The sequence below is a fragment of the Devosia salina genome (assembly GCF_019504385.1).
GTDB classification, from domain to species: domain Bacteria; phylum Pseudomonadota; class Alphaproteobacteria; order Rhizobiales; family Devosiaceae; genus Devosia; species Devosia salina.
Genome location: NZ_CP080590.1, coordinates 92,042 through 110,696, shown reverse-complemented (window position 1 = coordinate 110,696; position 18,655 = coordinate 92,042). Strand labels below are relative to the sequence as shown.

At 64.2% G+C, this 18,655-nt stretch carries 24 protein-coding genes; 12 read left to right on the top strand and 12 right to left on the bottom strand.

Features of this window, described 5'->3' with window-relative positions:
• Nucleotides 1-105 precede the first annotated feature (105 nt).
• The 3 genes from K1X15_RS00605 to K1X15_RS00595 are packed head-to-tail and all read left to right on the top strand — an operon-like array spanning nt 106 to nt 1,736.
• The gene (locus K1X15_RS00605; RefSeq protein ID WP_240549604.1) at nt 106-666 is read left to right on the top strand and encodes a sigma-70 family RNA polymerase sigma factor; all 561 of its coding nucleotides are present in this window, start codon (nt 106-108) and stop codon (nt 664-666) included.
• Nucleotides 663-1,310, top strand: coding sequence for a ChrR family anti-sigma-E factor (locus K1X15_RS00600; RefSeq protein WP_220305604.1), 648 nt, complete (start codon nt 663-665; stop codon nt 1,308-1,310). Before K1X15_RS00605 ends, K1X15_RS00600 begins: the two co-directional genes overlap by 4 nt.
• A 9-nt stretch (nt 1,311-1,319) precedes the next feature.
• Nucleotides 1,320-1,736, top strand: coding sequence for a DUF2177 family protein (locus tag K1X15_RS00595; RefSeq protein WP_240549603.1), 417 nt, complete (start codon nt 1,320-1,322; stop codon nt 1,734-1,736).
• 8 nt (nt 1,737-1,744) lie between these two features.
• Here K1X15_RS00595 and K1X15_RS00590 read toward each other — a convergent pair whose 3' ends face one another.
• The 5 genes from K1X15_RS00590 to K1X15_RS00570 form a co-directional block, all read right to left on the bottom strand.
• Nucleotides 1,745-2,476: an SDR family NAD(P)-dependent oxidoreductase gene (locus K1X15_RS00590; RefSeq protein ID WP_220305603.1), complete on the bottom strand. Its 732-nt coding sequence runs from the start codon at nt 2,474-2,476 to the stop codon at nt 1,745-1,747.
• Between the two features lie 454 nt (nt 2,477-2,930).
• Complete coding sequence (locus K1X15_RS00585) at nt 2,931-3,488, bottom strand: hypothetical protein (protein ID WP_220305602.1); 558 nt, start codon at nt 3,486-3,488, stop codon at nt 2,931-2,933.
• Nucleotides 3,489-3,610: 122 nt separating this feature from the next.
• Complete coding sequence (locus tag K1X15_RS21555; protein ID WP_476700510.1) at nt 3,611-4,003, bottom strand: ubiquitination-like system serine protease family protein; 393 nt, start codon at nt 4,001-4,003, stop codon at nt 3,611-3,613.
• Between the two features lie 11 nt (nt 4,004-4,014).
• Complete coding sequence (locus tag K1X15_RS00575; protein WP_220305600.1) at nt 4,015-5,220, bottom strand: ThiF family adenylyltransferase; 1,206 nt, start codon at nt 5,218-5,220, stop codon at nt 4,015-4,017.
• The gene (locus K1X15_RS00570) at nt 5,180-5,461 is read right to left on the bottom strand and encodes a multiubiquitin domain-containing protein (protein ID WP_220305599.1); all 282 of its coding nucleotides are present in this window, start codon (nt 5,459-5,461) and stop codon (nt 5,180-5,182) included. The genes K1X15_RS00575 and K1X15_RS00570 overlap by 41 nt, the downstream gene beginning before the upstream one ends.
• Nucleotides 5,462-5,678: 217 nt before the next feature.
• Between K1X15_RS00570 and K1X15_RS21550 the strand changes: the two genes are divergently transcribed.
• The 3 genes from K1X15_RS21550 (at nt 5,679) to K1X15_RS00555 (ending at nt 7,568) form a co-directional block, all read left to right on the top strand.
• Nucleotides 5,679-6,146: a helix-turn-helix domain-containing protein gene (locus K1X15_RS21550; protein WP_420828357.1), complete on the top strand. Its 468-nt coding sequence runs from the start codon at nt 5,679-5,681 to the stop codon at nt 6,144-6,146.
• A gap of 13 nt (nt 6,147-6,159) precedes the next feature.
• Nucleotides 6,160-6,681: an ImmA/IrrE family metallo-endopeptidase gene (locus tag K1X15_RS00560; RefSeq protein WP_220305597.1), complete on the top strand. Its 522-nt coding sequence runs from the start codon at nt 6,160-6,162 to the stop codon at nt 6,679-6,681.
• 461 nt (nt 6,682-7,142) lie between these two features.
• Nucleotides 7,143-7,568 (top strand): OsmC family protein, encoded by a 426-nt coding sequence (locus tag K1X15_RS00555; protein ID WP_220305596.1) that lies wholly within the window; start codon nt 7,143-7,145, stop codon nt 7,566-7,568.
• Nucleotides 7,569-7,934: 366 nt separating this feature from the next.
• Here K1X15_RS00555 and lepA read toward each other — a convergent pair whose 3' ends face one another.
• Nucleotides 7,935-9,740, bottom strand: a complete 1,806-nt coding sequence (gene lepA, locus K1X15_RS00550; RefSeq protein WP_220305595.1) for a translation elongation factor 4 — start codon at nt 9,738-9,740, stop codon at nt 7,935-7,937.
• A 98-nt stretch (nt 9,741-9,838) separates the two neighbouring features.
• Here lepA and K1X15_RS00545 point away from each other — a divergent pair, with 98 nt between their 5' ends.
• Nucleotides 9,839-10,759, top strand: a complete 921-nt coding sequence (locus K1X15_RS00545) for an extensin-like domain-containing protein (protein ID WP_220305594.1) — start codon at nt 9,839-9,841, stop codon at nt 10,757-10,759.
• Here K1X15_RS00545 and K1X15_RS00540 read toward each other — a convergent pair whose 3' ends face one another.
• Nucleotides 10,760-10,897, bottom strand: a complete 138-nt coding sequence (locus tag K1X15_RS00540; RefSeq protein ID WP_220305593.1) for a hypothetical protein — start codon at nt 10,895-10,897, stop codon at nt 10,760-10,762.
• 105 nt (nt 10,898-11,002) lie between these two features.
• On the opposite strand from K1X15_RS00540, the gene K1X15_RS00535 reads away from it, so the two are divergent.
• From K1X15_RS00535 to K1X15_RS00515, 5 genes are all read left to right on the top strand, one after another.
• Nucleotides 11,003-11,929 (top strand): LysR substrate-binding domain-containing protein, encoded by a 927-nt coding sequence (locus tag K1X15_RS00535; protein ID WP_220305592.1) that lies wholly within the window; start codon nt 11,003-11,005, stop codon nt 11,927-11,929.
• A 162-nt stretch (nt 11,930-12,091) separates the two neighbouring features.
• Nucleotides 12,092-13,345, top strand: coding sequence for an NAD(P)/FAD-dependent oxidoreductase (locus K1X15_RS00530; RefSeq protein WP_220305591.1), 1,254 nt, complete (start codon nt 12,092-12,094; stop codon nt 13,343-13,345).
• A gap of 40 nt (nt 13,346-13,385) precedes the next feature.
• Complete coding sequence (locus K1X15_RS00525) at nt 13,386-13,694, top strand: DUF1905 domain-containing protein (protein WP_220305590.1); 309 nt, start codon at nt 13,386-13,388, stop codon at nt 13,692-13,694.
• A 75-nt stretch (nt 13,695-13,769) separates the two neighbouring features.
• Nucleotides 13,770-14,147, top strand: coding sequence for an MbcA/ParS/Xre antitoxin family protein (locus K1X15_RS00520; protein WP_220305589.1), 378 nt, complete (start codon nt 13,770-13,772; stop codon nt 14,145-14,147).
• Complete coding sequence (locus K1X15_RS00515; protein ID WP_240549602.1) at nt 14,140-14,853, top strand: RES family NAD+ phosphorylase; 714 nt, start codon at nt 14,140-14,142, stop codon at nt 14,851-14,853. Before K1X15_RS00520 ends, K1X15_RS00515 begins: the two co-directional genes overlap by 8 nt.
• On the opposite strand, the gene K1X15_RS00510 is transcribed toward K1X15_RS00515, so the two are convergent.
• The 5 genes from K1X15_RS00510 to K1X15_RS00490 all read right to left on the bottom strand — a co-directional run bounded on the left by K1X15_RS00510 (nt 14,850) and on the right by K1X15_RS00490 (nt 18,604).
• Nucleotides 14,850-15,440 carry an SCO family protein gene (locus tag K1X15_RS00510; RefSeq protein WP_220305587.1) on the bottom strand — a complete coding sequence of 197 codons (591 nt, stop codon included), beginning with the start codon at nt 15,438-15,440 and terminating at the stop codon, nt 14,850-14,852. The two genes, K1X15_RS00515 and K1X15_RS00510, sit on opposite strands and share 4 nt — an antisense overlap.
• A gap of 3 nt (nt 15,441-15,443) precedes the next feature.
• Nucleotides 15,444-15,959: a copper chaperone PCu(A)C gene (locus K1X15_RS00505; protein ID WP_220305586.1), complete on the bottom strand. Its 516-nt coding sequence runs from the start codon at nt 15,957-15,959 to the stop codon at nt 15,444-15,446.
• Nucleotides 15,960-15,970: 11 nt separating this feature from the next.
• Entirely contained in the window at nt 15,971-17,560 is a 1,590-nt protein-coding gene (locus K1X15_RS00500; protein WP_220305585.1) for a copper resistance CopC/CopD family protein, read from the bottom strand.
• 58 nt (nt 17,561-17,618) lie between these two features.
• Nucleotides 17,619-18,140, bottom strand: coding sequence for a YcnI family copper-binding membrane protein (locus K1X15_RS00495; RefSeq protein WP_220305584.1), 522 nt, complete (start codon nt 18,138-18,140; stop codon nt 17,619-17,621).
• Nucleotides 18,141-18,202: 62 nt separating this feature from the next.
• Nucleotides 18,203-18,604: a hypothetical protein gene (locus K1X15_RS00490; protein WP_220305583.1), complete on the bottom strand. Its 402-nt coding sequence runs from the start codon at nt 18,602-18,604 to the stop codon at nt 18,203-18,205.
• Between the last annotated feature and the right edge of the window lie 51 nt (nt 18,605-18,655).

Genomic DNA, 18,655 nt, shown 5'->3' with positions numbered 1-18,655 from the left:
ATTTACCCACTGGACGAGCCGTGTAAGGATGCTGCGTTTTCAACGCGCCGTCGCCCTGCCGTGCCTGCGCCAGACCGGGGCCCGCGCCGCATGACGGACCGAAAAGTGACTGCCGCCAAATCCAGCGAGGAGCTCGGCGAACAGATTGTTGCCGTCGCCATTGCCCGGGACATGGTGGCCTTCGAGGCGCTGTTCCGCGAGTTCGGCCCGCGCATCAGGGCCTATCTGCTCAAGCTGACCCGCGACGGGCAGGCGGCAGAGGACCTGATGCAGGAGACCATGCTGGCGATCTGGCGCAAGGCCGGGCAGTTCGACCCGGCGCGCGGCCAGGCCTCGGCCTGGGTATTCACAATCGCCCGCAATATCTGGATCGACGCCTGGCGCAAGCAGAAGCGCCCGGCCTTCGACCCGGACGACCCAGCGCTTGCCCCCGCACCCCAGGCTGACGCTCCCGACCTGCTGGAGCAGAAGCAGAGCGGACAGGCCCTGCACGAAGCCCTCAAGACCCTGCCGGCGGAACAGATCGAATTGATCCGCCTCTCCTTTTTCGACGAAGCATCGCACAGCACCATCGCCGCCCGCCTTGGATTGCCGATCGGCACTGTGAAATCGCGCATCAGACTGGCCTTCGGACGCCTTCGCGCGGCGCTGGAGGAAATGAAATGAACATCAAGCATCACCTCAACGACGATCTCCTGCTCGACTATGCTTCCGGTCACCTGTCCGAAGGGTGGTCGCTTGCCGTTGCCTGCCATCTTGCCATGTGCCCCCAATGCCGGGGACAATTGGCCATGGTCGAAGCGGCAGGTGGCGTGCTGCTGGAGGAACTGGAGCCGGTATCCGGCCCGTCCGACAGCTGGGAGCAGCTCAAGTCCCGCCTTGCCGTGGAGCCGGAGGACCGCGCTGTGCCCGTCACGCGGCCGGCCAGCGCCACGCTGCCCGAACCGCTGCGCAGCTATCTGGGCGGCGATGTCGACAGCCTCAAATGGCGCAATCTGGGCAATGCCAAGCAGATCCTGATCCGGACCGGCGACAAGACCACCCAGGCGCGGCTCTTGTGCATCGCGGCCGGCAAGCCGGTGCCCGAGCACAGCCATGGCGGGCGCGAGCTGACAGTGGTGCTGACCGGAAGCTTCCACGACGAAGTGGACCATTTCGGTCCCGGCGACATCGAGGATGCCGACGGATCGCTGACGCACCAGCCGATCGCTGGACCCGAGGCGGACTGCATATGCCTGGCCATTACGGACGCACCACTGAAATTCTCCAGCCGCCTCATGCGCCTGGTGCAGCCTATGCTGGGAATCTGAGGAGGGGATATGTTCGGCCTGTCTCTGCTGACCGTTCTGGCCGCCTATGGCGGGACTGCGATCGTGTTCTTTGGCCTCGACTTCCTGTGGCTGACGGTGCTGGGCATCGGCTTCTATCGCGCCGAGATCGGGCCACTGCTGCTGGAGCGGCCGAACCTGCTGCCGGCGGCGATCTTCTACCTGTTCTATATCGCCGGCCTTGTCGGCTTTGCGGTGCTGCCGGCGGTCAATGCGGGATCGTGGGTCTGGGCGGTGGTGGCCGGGGTGGCGCTGGGGCTCCTGGCCTATGGCACCTATGACATGACGAACCTGGCCACGCTCAAGGGCTGGAGCCTCAATATCAGCCTGATTGACCTTGCCTGGGGCGGCTTCCTTTCCGGCAGCGCAGCGCTGGCGGGCTATCTTGCGGTCAAGCTGACCCAGTAAGTCCCTCCCTAGCCCTTGAGCCGCCGCGTCAGCGCGAAGGCGATGGGGTGCGGCAGGGCGGCCAGCAATTTCAGCGGCCAGATGAGGCGGAGGGGAAAGGCGATTTCGAAGCGCCGGCTGGCCAGTCCCTTGAGGATGCGCCGCACCGCCTCCTCGGGCTCCATGATCGCGGGCATGTCGAACGCGTTCTTGTCGGTGAGCGGGGTGCGGACGAAGCCGGGGGTGACGAGGCGCACATCCACTTCGGGCGCCAGCTCCACCCGCAGCGATTGGGCGAGGCTGACAATGGCGGCCTTGGTGGCCGAATAGACCTGGCCATTGGGCAGGCCGAAAATGGCCGAAGCCGAGCCGAACAGCACCAATTGCCCGCCCGGACGAAGCGCCCCGGCCCCGACCCGGGCGACATTGAAGGTGCCGGCGAGATTGACCGCGAAAATGGCCTCGGCCTTTTTCTGGTCGGCCTTGAGCACCGGGCCGGGATCGTAGATGGCGGCGGTGGTGATGACCCGGTCGAAGGGCCCATGGGCCCGGGCGACCGCCTCGAGGCTTGCGACATCGACGGCATCGGCGCGGGCGGCAATGAGCGCCGGGCCGATCTTTTGGACCATGTCGGTGAGCGCCGTCTCGTCGCGGCCGGAAATGACCACCTTTGCGCCGGCTTTGGCGAAGGCCTCGGCCAGGGCCGCGCCAATGCCGCTCGAGCCGCCGATGATCCAGATATTTTCGCCGCTGCGTATCATGCTGTGTCTCCGCCTGTCTTGCTGACTCTACGCAGCGGGCGGCGATTTGGATGCAGGGGCGTGTGGATGCGGCCCCCGGCGATAACGCCGTGGGTTTGGCGCCTGCCATTCGCGCATAGCGCTCATGGCCTTCTCGTTTCCAATCGTTCCACCGGAACGATTGGCCCTTCGGGACAAGTCGAAGGGCAGAACCGGAGACAGATTGCGTCTCTGGGTATTTTTTAGTGAGACAGAACCTGTCCCCGGGGCCGGTTTTTGGGACAAGGCCCCGCTCCCCTTGAACGCTCGTCGCAGGGATGCGGCGCCCGGAACCCGCGTGGAGATGCGCACTCCCGCGCCCGGCTCACCCCTGCCTCAGTCGCATGCTGACTGCCCACGCGAGGTGATGGACCAAGAGTAATCGCGGTCAACGAGGCGGGGATAACTCTTTTCGAGAGAAGACAGACGGGGACGCTCATTCGAGGTCGGCGAGGCGGGGATTATCTTTCGCCGAGGCATCGGGCTCGGGAAAGCCCTGGGGCGCCGGCGGCCCGATGCGCGCGACGCGGCCGGCCTCGAAACCCCGCTCATAGGCGGAATTGCGATTGGCGATGATCATCCTTGTGATCTTGTCGCGGATGGGGGACGGCTCCGTGCTCTGCGGCGGCGGCGCCTTGATCTGCGGTTTCAGGCGCTTGACCGGCATGGTGCCTTCGTCGAGCCGCCAGCACCAGCAATCCAGCGTCCCATCCCAGAATGTGTAGCGCCGCTCATAGTCGGCCAATTGCGCCAGCACCTGGCCCAGTTGCACGCAGAGCCCGGCGAGATCGGGCGCCGCCACCGGCAGGCGGTCGCGCGTCTTGCGGAAGGGCGCGCATTCGCTGATCAGCCCCTCGGCCACGATCCGCACCGGCTCGGGGGTTTCGCGCGGCCCCTTTCTGATGGCGAGCGTGCTCACATCCTTGTGGAGGGCGGTGAGCCGGAGAAACAGCGCCTCGTGGCGGGAGGCGAGATTGAGGGAGGGTCTTGGCATGGCGGCTCCTGTCGAAAGGGGGACGACAGGAGAGGGTAAGCGCGGATGGAGAGGGCGGGGATTAGTTTTGGTGACCAAGTCTTTGTCTATGCCGCCACAAAGCGGCATAGACTTGCCGGGCATTATCGTGAGAAGAAATGCCACATCTGACTGAGGCGGCCGAGAATAGCCACCTTCGCCCGAGTCCACCACGGAGCAGGTTTCGCGTCGCGCGCGACATGTCGCGCCACTTGGGCCTGCATTATTGCGCTGGCGTGAGCCGCGGTAAAAGCCGGAAGCATTTCGACGCTGCCGCGCCTAATAAAGAAGTGTGACTTGCAGGGTGCATCCATCACGCCAATTGAAGGCGAGACAGTGGCGTAGCCGTCTTCGTTCCAAACCTTGTGACTATCCGGAACCAGTAGCGTAATGGGATGGCCGCAGCCGCAAGCGCAAAGCAGACCGGCTAGTTCAAATTCCTCGTTGTGATAGACAATGGCCGCAGCCATGGGCCGAGGGATGCGGTCTACTGGCACGTACCGATACCTCAAGAGTCTTCTCCGGGCCTGTCCACCTCGAAAGTGGACGTTTCGAGGATTATTGACGGAGACCGGTTCTCTCTATCGTAAATCCCAAAGTGCTGTTTGAACCGAACGACAGCCAGTGCCGCGTTGAGAGCATTGAGTTCGGCAATCTGTCCCTGCTTCCTATACTCGCCACCCTCGGGGTCTCCACCCGGCAGGAAGCGTGTCTTCGCGGTGCTCTCGAAGGCTGCTCGGTCCGTACCAGTTACTCGGACGACACCGTTCAGACCTTCTGCAACTCGGTTCAGTCCCATGCCGCAGTCAACGAACGGAATGCCATTCGCACTCAGCCAGTCAGCAATAAAAATGCGGGCCGGGCCATCGTCGAGCGCCAGAAAAACAAAGTCAAATTTACGCAGGCTGTCGACATTGGCGTCCGTCACTCGTTCCGGGATCGCGACAATATTGCCGTGCCAATTCGAGTACTGCATCATAAGAGCGTCTACTTTGAGCATGCCAATCGCCCGAGGGATGAAGCCAGGAAAGCGGAACACTGTGTGTACGTGAACAGTATCGTTGTCGAAAATCGCAATCTCAGCGAGGTGAGTTCGGGCAACGAAGTCCAAGATGTATGAACCCGTACCGCCCAAGCCGACAATCGCCACCTTCTTGCCCACCAGCAACCTCGAAACGTCGTTCATGTGATAGCGAGACGACAGAGTATCAGGCAGCATCAATGGCGTACCCTGTTCGGCTGCCTTGCGCTCCAGAGCACGCAGCGGAGTAGCGTTCGGAAATGCTGCCAGGGCTGGTGCGCAAATTGTGTCGAGGTAAGTGAGCGCTTTCTCTTCAAACGATTGATATGGACGCATTCCGCCAGTTTCATTGAAGAGTTTGTAGGAGAACGAATAGTCGGTCACGAAATCCTCCGCGACCTTGACTCTGTTCTCGCCGCCGCCAAGACGAAGCGCGCGACCGGTCTGGTCGTGCGGTCGCCCCCCTCTGAACCAAGCTTGGTGGTCTTTGGGTGCGTCCAGAATACCATCCGCCGAAAGGTCGACGGGACTTGCCCAATCCCCGTGCGCAAGCTCCCCTTGAGCATTCAAATAGGGCAAGCCGTAGATCACGAGGTAGCCGCCGACAAAGTCGAGAAGGAAGCCCTGCTCCTCGAGGTCCTGGAGAAATGGATTACGATTCGCCAGTTCCCGAAACTCGAAACCGCATGCCATCTTGCACCTTTACCTTGTTGCCGGGGGCGAGCGTACCGCTCGGATTGGCGGCAGGGCCGCGCGAATACTTGACCAAATACTCGTTGGAGGATGCCCCGCCATCGGAGAGGTACAAGGCGACAATTTCGTCGTAAGTAACCCTCTGCGTTGCGACTTCGTGCCTGTCCTGATTGATGAAGACAAGGTCGGTATTCGGGCGCCTCTGCGTAGAGGCATTATCGTTTGAAATTACTTCAGTCATGTCCGTAGCCATTTGTGGGAGGGGAGATTCAAGGAACGCCGGAACGTCGGCGCTCCTTGAACAACTACTTTTTGCGATCCGGGCGTTGGGTAAGAGCTGAGCCCGCGGCTGTCTTCGCGGCTTTGCTCGACCTTGGGTCCCTGAGCACTTTTGAAGCAGCCGACGCGGCGCGCTTGCTGGTCACTTCCGATTTTGACAATCACATCACCTCCTTCCGATGAGAATGATATCATCACAAACATTAGGATTGGTCAAGTTTACAAACGATCTCTTTGCAAACCTTTTTGAGGGGATAACCCATGTTTGTCTGCTTGACGTCACTCGGTCAGGCCTATACGCTTCACGCGTCCACGCGAACGGAAGTGACTATATGGATTTGAGTGTAAATGCGCTGGTCGGAGCGGCAATCCGCTCGCAGCGAGACACGCTTGGAATCACCCAGGATGAGCTTGCGCAGCGGCTAGGGTTGTCGCGCCCATCAATCGCTAACATTGAGAAGGGCCGACAGCAAATATCGGTTACGCAATTGATGAACCTGTCGGCTGCCTTAGGCGTTCCCCCTCAGGTTTTGCTGCCTAGCCAAGCGAGCGGTGCCAAGAGACTAAAGGAGTTACCCTCGTTTCCAGCGAATGCCACACCTCAGATGAAGGAGTGGGCAGAAAAGCTCATAGTTGGCCGTGAGTGAACGAAAGCTCAGATTGGCTGATTCACGGGTGAAGCACATTCGCTTGATGGCGAATGACGCGCTTCGTCGGGCGAACTGCGACTCGCCGCCAGTTCCAATTGAGGAAGTCGCAAGGTCTCTCGGGGCCAAGGTCTTGTTCGCTCCCTATGAGGGAGATGACTTGGCAGGGATGCTAATAAACGGTGGCGACCAGCCCATTATTGCAGTGAATTCCGCTCACCACAAACACCGCCAGCGGTTCACCATTGCCCATGAATGTGGACATTTAGTCCTTGGCCATTCAGGTGAATCTCACATAGACCGTACATTCGAAGTCATTAGACGAGATGCAAAGTCTTCACTTGCTACGGATATTTCGGAGGTCGAAGCGAATCAGTATGCGGCTGAATTGCTAATGCCACTGAAATTCTTGGTACGCGATCTGCCAGGCATAAGAATTGACTTCGAGAGCGACGAGAAGGTTGCATCTCTTGCGAAACGCTACGGCGTTAGTGCTCAAGCAATGGCATACCGGATTGCCAACCTGTTTATGTAGTGGAACTCAATGGCTCCACCGAGGTGACTTGCTCACCGGGACCGGCCGTAGGGCGGCGGGCGGTGGGCGTGAAGGGGCGCTGCGCCTCGATAGGCCCGAACCCCCACCCTGCTCGATTCCACTGACTTAGCGAAACGCTAAGTCCTATCTCGCTTCCCTCCCCTCAAAGGGGGAGGGAAAGGCGGAGGCCGGAGCGACATCGGGGCTGGGGTTCGTTCGTGCGCCGCCCTGCAAGCACCCCCTCCCAGCTTTGCTACGACCCTGCGGGCCGAGCGGCGCTGCCTCCCCCATCGCGGGGGAGGTGAGGGGCGGTGGCGGTCCGGGGCCTGCATCCACCGGGAAAGTGATTTCGGGTTTGGCTGCATTGCCGGGCGGGTGTGTTAGGCTGGGTGGGGCGCGCCGGGCTTGCCTGGCGGCATGGCGCCTTTCTTGAGCTTTGAACCAATCCAGGGAATTGCACGATGAAGCGGACAGCGACGGCGAATTGGCAGGGGTCATTGACCGAGGGCACGGGGACTTTGGACAGCCAGAGCGGGGCGCTGGCGGGATTGCCCTATACGTTCAAGGGGCGGTTCGTGGATGAAACCGGCCAATCGGGCACCAATCCCGAAGAACTGATCGCGGCGGCGCATGCGGGCTGCTTTGCCATGCAGCTGGCGCATTTCCTGGCGGAAAACGGCACGCCGCCGGACAATCTCAAGGTGTCGGCGGCGGTCGAGCTGATCCCGGGCACGGGCATTACCGGCAGCGCGCTGACGCTGGAGGCGAAGGTGCCGGGCGTCGATGCGGGCACGTTCAAGGAACTGGCCGAAAAGGCCAAGGGCGCCTGCCCGGTTTCCAATGCGCTGGGCGCCATTGCCATTTCGCTGGATGCGCGGCTGGTGTGATCGGGGCATCGGCGAAGGCCCCCTCACCCGGATCGCGTCGCGATCCGACCTCTCCCCCAGGGGAGAGGTGAAGGCGGGGCCCGCGTTATCCGCCTCGTAGTTCGAGGCTCCGCTGGCGCTGCGCACCTCACCATGAGGCTCGCGGGGAAGGTCGTGCCGGCGCGTGAGCGGAGGCGCGCGCCCTTCGACAGGCCGTCACCCCCACCCTGCTCGATTGAACGGACTTGGCGCAGGGCCAAGTCCTATCTCGCTTCCCTCCCCACGCCGGGGGAGGGAGACGCAGGAGCCGAGGGCGAGATTTTTTTTGCGCGGGTCGTGGCGCTCCCCCCGCCTGACAGGGGGAGGAGGTGAGGGTGGTGTGGGTGTTTAGTCGTCGCCCATCTTAAGAGCTTTAATGAACGCCTCCTGGGGGATTTCCACACTGCCGAACTGGCGCATCCTCTTTTTGCCCGCCTTCTGCTTCTCAAGCAGCTTGCGCTTACGCGTGGCGTCGCCGCCATAGCACTTGGCCGTCACGTCCTTGCGCATGGCGCGGACGGTTTCGCGGGCGATGATCTTGCCGCCGATGGCCGCCTGGATGGGGATGACGAAGAGGTGCGGGGGGATCAGCTCCTTGAGCTTTTCGCACATGACGCGGCCGCGGCTTTCGGCGACCGTGCGGTGGACCAGCATGGAGAGCGCATCGACCGGCTCGGCATTGACCAGGATCGAGAGTTTCACGAGGTCCCCGGCGCGGTGCTCGGCCAGCTGGTAGTCGAAGCTGGCATAGCCCTTGGAGATGGATTTGAGGCGATCGTAGAAATCGAACACCACCTCGTTGAGCGGCAGCTCATATTCGACCAGGGCGCGCTGGCCGACATAGGAGAGGTTGCGCTGGATGCCGCGGCGATCCTGGCAGAGCTTCAGGATGGCGCCGAGATAATCGTCGGGGGTGAGGATTGTCGCCTTGATCCAGGGCTCGCGGATCTCCTCGATCTTCATCACGTCCGGCAGATCGGCGGGATTGTGGAGGTGGATGGTCTCGCCATTGGTGAGGACGACCTCATAGACCACCGAGGGAGCGGTGGCGATGAGATCGAGATCGAATTCGCGGGAGAGGCGCTCCTGGATGATTTCGAGATGCAAGAGGCCCAAAAAGCCGCAGCGGAAGCCGAAGCCCAGCGCGGCCGAGGTTTCCATCTCGAAGGAGAAGCTGGCGTCGTTGAGACGCAGCTTGCCCATGGCGGCGCGGAGTTCATCGAAGTCGGAGGCGTCGACCGGGAAGAGGCCGCAGAAGACCACCGGCTGGGCCGGGCGGAAGCCGGGCAGCGCCTTGGCGGTGGGCTTTTTGTCCTCGGTGATGGTGTCGCCGACATTGGTATCGGCCACTTCCTTGATCGAGGCGGTGAACATGCCCAGTTCGCCCGGGCCCAGTTCGGGCACTTCGACGAGCTTGGGGGTGAAGACGCCGACGCGATCGAGCTCATAGACGGCGCCGGAGGCCATCATGCGGATCTTCTGGTTCTTCTTCATCACCCCGTCGATGATGCGGACCAGCACGACAACGCCGAGATAGGTGTCGTACCAGCTATCGACGAGGAGAGCCTTCAAAGGCGCGTTAATATCGCCCTTGGGCGCGGGCAGGCGGGTGACGATGGCCTCGAGCACGGTGTCGATGCCGACGCCGGTCTTGGCCGAGATTTCGAGCGCGTCACTGGCATCGATGCCGATGACATCCTCGATCTGCGCCTTGACGCGGGGAATGTCGGCGGCGGGGAGATCGACCTTGTTGAGGACCGGGACGATCTCGTGATTGGCATCGAGCGCGTGATAGACATTGGCCAGGGTCTGCGCCTCGACGCCCTGGGAGGCATCGACGACGAGCAGGCTGCCCTCCACGGCGGCCATGGAGCGGGAGACCTCATAGGCGAAGTCGACATGGCCGGGGGTGTCGATGAGGTTGAGGACATAGTCCTCGCCATCCTGGGCGCGATATTTGAGGCGCACGGTCTGCGCCTTGATGGTGATGCCGCGCTCGCGCTCGATTTCCATCGAGTCGAGGACCTGTTCCTTCATCTCGCGCGCATCCAGCCCGCCGGTCATCTGGATCAGGCGATCGGCCAGGGTGGACTTGCCATGGTCGATATGGGCGACGATGGAGAAATTGCGGATATTCTTGAGCGGCGTTGTCATGGCCGCGCTGATAGCAGAAGCGGCAGGGGCGAGAAAGATGGTTTAGCGGGGGTTAACCCAGCGTTTTTGGGAACCCGGAGGGCGGTCAGGGGCTTTGAATGCTCATGCGCATCCCGCTCGCCCCGCTCATCGCCGCCCTGCTTTTGACCAGTCCCGCGCCGGCGCAGGATTTTCTCGGGGGTTTTGGGGATTTCCTCGAAGAGATGCTGCCCGAGCGGCAGGGCGGGACGGCGGCGCCGCGCCCAGCCCCTGCAGAGCCAATGGCAGCGAGCCAGCCGACGCCGGTTTCGCAACGGCCGGCGGCCGCTTCGGCAGAAAAGGCGGCACCGGCCGCCCCGCCCCTGCCGCGGCCTCGGCCAGAGGCGCCGGCGACCCGGGACGATATGGATGCATCAGATGCCCCTCAGCCCGCGGCGCGGCCGGCGACGCCTGCCCCCGAGCCGGAGGCCGCGCCGGACCGGGTGTATCAGACCGCCTGCCCGGCGGTGCTGAGCGGCCAGGTGACCGGGGAGATGCTGGAGCCGATTGCCGAGGGCCAATGTCGCGCCCGGTCACCCCTTTCAGTGACGGCACTGGCCGGCAATGGGCGGAGCATTGCGCTGTCGAGCCCGGTCAGCACCAATTGCGCTATGGCGGGGGCGCTGGCCGAATGGGTCGAGGCGGTGGATGGCTATGCCAGGGCCGCGCTGGGCAATGGCGTGGCAGAGGTGGTGACGGGGACGTCCTATATGTGCCGCAATCGCTACAGCGCGGCGGACGGGTTCGTTTCCGAGCACGGCTTTGCCAATGCACTCGACGTGGTGGGGTTCACGCTCGACAATGGCGAGACCATCACGGTGGATCGGGACTGGGCCGAGGCCGGGACGCCGGAGGGCCGGCTGCTGCGGCTGGCGCATGGGGCGGCCTGCGGGCGCTTCACCACCGTGCTCGGACCTGAAGCCAATGCAGACCACAAGGACCATTTCCACCTTGACCTGGGCTGCCACGGCCAAAGCTGTACGGCGCAGATCTGCGAATGATCAGCAGGCCTTGCAGGACGGGTGGTGGACGGGAAGATCCGCCCAGTCATGCAGGCTCAGGTAATCGGGATGCGGGGCGGGACGCGGGGACGGCAAGGGCTTGCCGAGCCACGCCACGAGGCGGGCCAGGATGGACATTTTCTGTTCTCCGTGAAGAAGGATTGACTGCTATGGCGCCATATTGAGCCCTGTGTAGGCTTCGACACAATGGACAAGGTCTGGCACTCGTTATAGAAAATCTATATGAGTAATCCGTTTCCCATTCCCCTCAATGCCCTGCGGGCCATCGAGATCGTGGCGCGCCGCGGCGCGCTGGCGCCGGCGGCCGAAGAGCTGGGCGTGACCGTGGGCGCGGTCAGCCAGCATTTGCGGCGCGCCGAGGACCGGCTGGGCATGGAATTGTTTGCGCGCACGGCACAGGGGCTCAAGCCGCTGCCGGCGCTGGCGCAGGTGCTGCCCCAGCTTTCGGCCGGCTTCACCCAGCTGCAGGATGGGCTGGCGAGCTTGACCGGGGCCCATGAAGGGGTGCTCAACGTCACGGTCGGGAGTGTGTTCGCCTCGCGCTGGCTGATCTGGCGGGTGCACAAATTCTCTGCCCTCCATCCCGGGCTCGAAGTGCGGCTGACGGTTACCGGCGCCATGCTCGATCTCGGCCGCCCCGATATCGACTGCGGCATCCGCTATGGCGACGGGAAATGGCCGGGCGTGGAGACGAGCCTGATTGGCGGGCAGGACTATCAGCCGGTCTGCTCGCCGCTGCTGCTGCAACGCGTCGGGGATCTATCGGACCTGTCCAAGGTGCCGGTGATTGCCGACCAGACCAGCATGCTCGACTGGCCGGCCTGGCTGGCCCATGCCGGGCTCGACCCGCTGACGGCGCTGAGCGGACCGGTCTATTCGGATGCCTCGCTGGCCTTCGATGCGGCGATATCGGGTCAGGGCGTGCTGCTGGCGGCCGACATGATGACGGCCGATGCGGTCAGCGACGGGCGGCTGGTGCGGCCCTTCGAGCAGCCGGTGACCGGCAAGCGCGGCTATTTCCTTGCCACGGCCAAGGGACGAAGGGAGCCCAAGAAGCTCAGACTGTTTCGCGACTGGCTGGCCGAGGAAGTGCCGGCGAGCGCCAGGGGCTATGTGCACCAGAACGTGGTCAATACCGCACGGATGTGAGGGTCTTTCGGCAAGGATAGAAATAATTTTGCGTCGGAATAGGTCGTTGCCGGATGATATTCGACACGGAAGGATTTCTGCGGCGAAGATGGACGCATTCTTGCATCGGTGGTTTGATAGTGTGGGCGACCAGTTACACCTGTCACGGGAGCGGGGGCCGCAATGGACGACGTGATTATTCTGGGCGCCGGCATTGTCGGCGTCGCCACCGGCATCCACCTGCTGCGCCGAGGCCGCAGCGTAACGCTGGTGGACAAGAACGCGCCCGGGCACGAGACCAGTTTCGGCAATGCCGGGATCATCCAGCGCGAAGGGGTGCGGCCGCATCCGTTTCCGCGCGACCTGCAGACGCTGCTGCAAGTGGGGCTGCATCTGTCGACCGCGGCACGCTATGAGCCCCTGGCCCTGCCGCGCCTGGCGCCGCCCCTGCTGCGCTATTGGTGGGAATCCTCGCCCGAGCATTATCGCAGGGTGGTGCAAAGCTATGCGCCGCTGATCGGCCGTTCGATCATCACCCATGCCGACCTGATCGCCGCCGCAGGCCCGGAGGCGGAGAAGCTGATCTCGCGCTATGGTTGGCACCTGGCGTTCCGCAGCCCGGAAAAGCTGGAAAAAGAGGCCGGCAAGGCCAAGGGCGACCACGACCAGTTCGGGATCGGCTATGAGGTGCTGGATTGGGCCGCGCTGAAGGCCGTCGAGCCAGGCCTGCTCGGCGGGCTGGCGGGCGCCATCCACTGGACCGACCCCTGGACCGTGAAGGATCCCGGGGCGTTGGTCACCGCCTATTTCAAGCTGTTCGAGTCCCTGGGCGGCCAGTTCGTGCGCGGCGCCGCCAAGTCGCTGACGCAGGAGGAAGGACGCTGGCGGGCCGATGTCGATGGGAAGGCGATTGCGGCGCAACAGGCCGTGATCGCGCTCGGCCCCTGGGCGCCGGACGTGCTGGACCGGCTGGGCTATCGGCTGCCGCTCTTCGTCAAGCGCGGCTATCACATGCATTACGGCACGGCAGAAGGGGTGCGGCTCAACCACCTGCTGCTCGACCCGGAAGTGGGCTATGCCATGGCGCCGATGGCGCGCGGCATCCGCATCACCACCGGCGCCGAATTCGCCGATCGCGACGCCGCACCGACGCCGATCCAGCTGGGCAAGGCGGAAAAGGCGGCGCGCGAACTCTTTCCCCTGGGCGACCGGCTCGACCCGCAGCCCTGGAAAGGCGCCCGGCCCTGCACGCCGGACATGATGCCGATCATCTCCAAGGCGCCACGCCATGACGGGCTCTATGTGGGGATCGGCCATGCGCATCACGGCTTCACGCTGGGGCCGGCGACGGGCGAATTGCTGGCCCAGGCGATGACCGGCGAAGAGACGGCCATCGATATCCATCCGTTCCGCATGGAACGGTTCATGGGCGGCTGAGACTGCGGCAGAGCTGGCGAAAAGATGGAGACCGGAGGCGATGGTCGACTACGCCTTTGAAGCCGAGGTGATCTACTGGCGGGGACCAGCGCCCTTTCTTTTCGCCAGGCTGCCTGCAGCCGTCAGCGCCAGTATTGCCGCCATTGCCGACCGCGTGAGCTATGGATGGGGCTGCATTCCGGTGCGGGCCCAAATCGGCACCGCCGATTTCACCACTTCGCTATTCCCCAAGGACGGCATCTACCTCCTGCCGCTGAAGGTGGCCGTTCGCAAGGCGATCGGGGCGGTGGACGTTGGCATGCCCCTGACCGTGACCATGCAGATTGCCCCCAAGGCCCCTGACATCTGAATGATGTCTTGCATCGGGGCGAGCCCGGCACTATCTTTCATCTGAAATTTCTGTTCTGAAACTTTCGGAGGAAATATGTCTGTTCTGGCCCCCGCATCGCAGAACGACCGCGCCCTTGTCGTGAGCAAGGCCGTGTTGCGGGCGGCCGAGGCCTTGGGCATCAGGGCCCGGCGGCTGGCGGCCATTATCGGGACCAGCGAGCCGACCCTGTCGCGCCTGAAGGCCGGCACGGTCCTGCTCGATCCGGAGAGCAAATCCTATGAACTGGCGGTGTTGCTGATCCGCGTGTTTCGCTCGCTCGATGCCATTGCCGGAGGTGATGCCGAGGTGGTGCGGCGCTGGCTCGACAATGACAATCTGGCGCTGGGCGGCAGGCCGGCCGACCGGCTCATGACGGTGACAGGGCTCATTGACGTGCTGGCCTATCTCGACGCGCGGCGTGCTCTTGTCTGAGGGCGGATATGAGGGGCGGGCCTGGCGGCTGGTGGAAGCCCAGCATCAGGTCTCGACGCTGAAGCTGGTCGACAATGGGGCCGAGCAGGGGTTGCTCGAAGCCATTCTCGATGACAGCAAACCGCCCGTGCCGGCCGACTGCGCGGGGCTGCACTACCTGCTGTTCACGCCGTTTCGCTACCGTGCCTATCCGCATGGATCGCGGTTCCGCCGCGCCGGACTGACGCCGGGGGTTTTCTACGGCGCCGAGCATGTGGAAACCGCCCTGGCGGAAATGGCCTTCTACCGGCTGCTGTTCTTTGCCGAGTCTCCCGGCACACCGCTGCCGCGCAATGCATCTGACTATACCGGCTTTGCCGTGGCGCTGGCGAGCCAGCGGGCCATTGACCTCATGGCGCTGCCTTATGCGGCAGAGGCGGAGAAATGGTCCGATCCGGTCGACTATGCCGCCTGCCAGGCACTGGCAGATCGGGCACGCGCGGATGGGGTGGAAATCATCCGCTATCGCTCGGTGCGCGACCCGCAGGGACGGGCCAATCTCGCCGTGCTCAGCTGCGCGGCCTTCGCCCAGAAGGCGCCCGGCAAATATGAGAGCTGGAAGCTCTATGTGGGACCGCAAAGCGTGACGGCGCTGCGGGACTTTCCGCGCAAGCGCCTGGACTTTGCGCGGGCCGGCTTTGCCGCCGACCCGCGATTGCAGCTTTAGCCTTCGAGCAGGCGCCGGAGCTTGGCCAGGGCCGTATCGCTGCTTTCGCGATAGGCGATGGTGCCCTCGAACTCTCCCGCCGCGTTGACGAGGAAGATCGAGGCGGTGTGGTCCATGGTGTAGTCGCTGCCCTCGAGCGGCACTTTTTCATAGAACACGCCCCAGGACTGGGCCGCCTTGGCAATCTCGTCCGGCGTGCCGGTCACGCCGGTGACGTGGCCGGTCCAACTGACATAGTCGTCGATGACCGCGGCCGTATCCCGCTCGGGGTCGACGGTGACGAAGAAGGAACGAAGGTCTTTCGCCTCATCGCCCAGCGCTTCGTACCAGCTTGTCATTTCGGCCAGCGAGGTCGGGCAGACTTCCGGGCAATGGGTGAAGCCGAAGAACAGCATGGAGGGACTACCCTTGAGGCTGTCGCGGGTGAACGCGTCGCCCGCGGCCGTCAGCAGCTGATAATCGGCCTGGCCGAGCCCGGCGACCTGACTGGTCCGGGTCATGGTGGTGTAGACATAGAGCCCGGTGGCGGCCAGCGCCGCCACGGCCACCAAAGTCCAGAGGACTGTGCGCAAATGGGTGAGATTCATGGCTTAGTGCCCCATATGGCCGCTGGGCGCATCGGCGGCTGCGGTGCCCACGGGTAGGTCGATGGTGATGGTGCCGGCCTTTTCGAAGGTGAGGGTCACGGGAACGGTTTCGCCCTCGACCAGGGCCTGGGTGAGCCCCATGAACATGATGTGGTACCCGCCGGGCTCGAGCACGACGCTCTGCCCGGCCGGGATGACGAGGCCATCGACGAGCTGGCGCATTTTCATGACATCGCCTTCCATGGCCATTTCATGGATCTGGGTGTCCCGGGCGATGGGGGAACTGGCCGAGAGCAGGCGGTCATCCTCGGTGCCATTATTGGTGAGGGTCAGGAAGCCGCCGCCCACAGGGGCATTGGGCAGGGTGGCGCGGGTGAAGGGGCCGGTGATGGCGATGTCGCCGATGGCGATCGGGGCCATTTCGCCATGCGCGGCGGCGGGGGCGTCCTGAGCCGACGAGGCCAGGGGCGAGAATGCGGTGGCGAAGGCCAGGGCAAGAAGCAGGGGGCGGAGGGTCATGATGGTTCCTTTCATGGAAGCGTGATGTCGGTGCCGATACGGGCAAGGGTGAAGCGATCGATACGGATGTCGAGGACCATTTCCCAGGTTCCGGGAAGGGGGATGGCCTGCCCCTCGACGCGCCAGATGCCGTCGACCGGCGTTGCGGGGAGCTTGATGGGCTCGATGCCCATGGCGGGCGCGGACAGGGTCAGGTTGACGCCCACCGGCTGGAGCGGTGCGCCGGCGCCATCGACGATGGACATATCGATGGTGACAGGTCCTGCGCGGCCCGGCGTGACGACAATGTCGGCCATGACCGCGTCATTCATGGCATGGGCATAGGCCGGCAAGGCCAGGGCGGCCTGCGCCGCTGCGGCCGCTGCGATGGCGCGCGGGGGAGGCGTGAAGCGCCAGCCGGCGGCCAGGGCGAGAATGGCAAGGACAAGGACCAGTTCGGCCAGGATGGACCGGCGCAAATGCAGACGCGGGGTCAGTTCGCCGGCCAGGACCGGCGCCGTGAGGCGGAAACGGTTCCAGAGGGCGAGCAGGAAGAGAATGAACAGCAGCCCCAACTTGGCGGCCAGGATGTAGCCATAGGGGGTCAGCCAGGCGGAGCCCGGGGGACCAAGCTGCACCAAAGCCAGGGTGCCGCCGGAGACGAGGATGGCGGCGACCGCATAAGGGACGAAGCGCGAGAACCGAACGAGAGCCCGATCGGCGGCGGCCGAGCGTTCGCGCAGCCAGTGCCAGAGCGGGATCAGCGCGCCGATCCAGAACAGGATGCCGCCAATATGCAGCGCGACGACCGGACGGGTGAGCCATTGCGGCGCGGCGGCGCCGGCATGGCCGCTGATGGCCAGGGCGATGGCGGCCATGAGCCAAGCGGACCAGGCCAGCGCCGGCAGCACCATGAGGCCGAGCAGCGCGAGCGTGCAGGCCATAGCGACGAGGAGTGCGGTGAGGCCATAGCTGGTGGCAAAGCCCGTCACCCAGGCCGGCGCCGACAGCAGTGCATCGGGCGGGAGACCCAGCGCGTCGGCGCCGTGCAGGCCCAGGCTCAGCGGCGCGGCCACCAGACCAAGGAGAGCCAAGGCGGCGACCGGCCGTTGCGCCGGGCGTGACAGAGGGGCGGCCAGCGCGAAGACGGCGCCGCCGAGGCCGAGGAAGAGCCCGGCAAAGAGCATGAGTTTGCTGGCCCAGAGCAACATGGCCGTGGTGCGCGAGCCGGTGGTTTCGGGCGGTGCGGTGCCGGTGGCCCGGCCGAGGGAAAAGACCAAGGCGCCAGCGACGGGATGGGCATCGACGGAGACGACCCGCCAGCTCAACACATGGGTGCCCACCCCCAGGCCGGAGGGCAGATGAACAGCGAGCGTTTTGCCGCTGGTGCTCGCGGCCGTGAGATCGGTCACCGCGCCATCCGGAGCGACCAGCGTGATCACCAGGGGGCTGACCGGCTCGTTGAAAGCCAGCGACAGCGTCTCCGGCGCCTGGTCGAGGATCGCATTGGCTTCGGGTCGGGTCGAGAGCAATTGCGCATGGGCGAAGGCCGGCACGGCATTGGCCAGCAGCAAGAGGGCCACCAGCAGAGGCGCAACGAGGCGGGTTATGGATAGGGTCATCCCCTGTTCCTTCACGCAAAGGAGCGGCAAAGGCGGGGCACGGGCCCCGCCCAGGGCCTTAGTGGCCGTGGCCGCCTTCGGCCGGAACAAGGGTCAGGCTCGGGGCCGGCATATCGGCATCTTCGGTCGTGCCGAGCCAGGCTTCCTCGCCATTGGCGCATTCCTGGATGGCAGGGAAGTAGAACTTGCCGGGCTCTAGCGTGTCGGCAAAGGTGCCGCGGAAGACGAATTCGTCATACCACTCATTGGGCAGATTGCCCTCGGACCAGACGATCTCGGTGACGCCCTCGGTCACTTCGGTGCCGTGGTTCATATAGGTGTGCTGATAGGGTCCGGTGACGGTCTCGAGCGTCCAGCCGGCCTTGGGCATGGGCTTGACGTTGAAGAAGCCCTCCGGGATCTGGATGCGAACGGTGTTGGTGGCCTCGGTGCCACAGCCATGGGGCACGCGCAGCAAGGCCTTGTAGGTGGCGCCAGGGGCGGCTTCCTGAATTTCCAGGGTAGCGTGGGCGAAAGCCGGGACGGCAAGGGCAGCAAGCGTGGTGGCGGCGAGAGTGGCGCGCAGGACAAAACGGATCATTGCGATGATCTCCAGTCAAATATGGGTCTGAGGGCAGCGGGAGCTGCCGGAACTTGAGGGGTTCAGACCGTGACGGGAGGGGCGCGGGATTGCCCGAAATGATCGGGCAGGATGGGCCGGATGGGCTCGTCCAGCGCGGCAAAACCGATGACAGCGGCCGTGGTTGGCGCTTCAAGGGTGAGAACGGGGGGCAGAACAACGGCCAGCTGCTGCTTGGCCACGCCGGTGGCCGGGCATTTGAGCGCTGCTGCCTCGCGCGGATCGCCCTTGTCGTCCTGGGCCAGGGGCTGGCAGATCGACCAGCTGTCGAGCGTGGAGAAACCGGCAGCATTGAGGTCGCGCTGCAGACCGGCAGCCTGATGCAGGGGCAGCAGCAGGGTGAGCACATAGAGCGCCAGGACCGCCAGGGCGATGCCGGCCTCGCGGAGCATGGTCGGTACTGTGCTATGTGTCTGCGTGTTCACGGCATCCTCGATAGCCCGACGCATGCCGCGGCTCAAGGCCATAGAGCATGG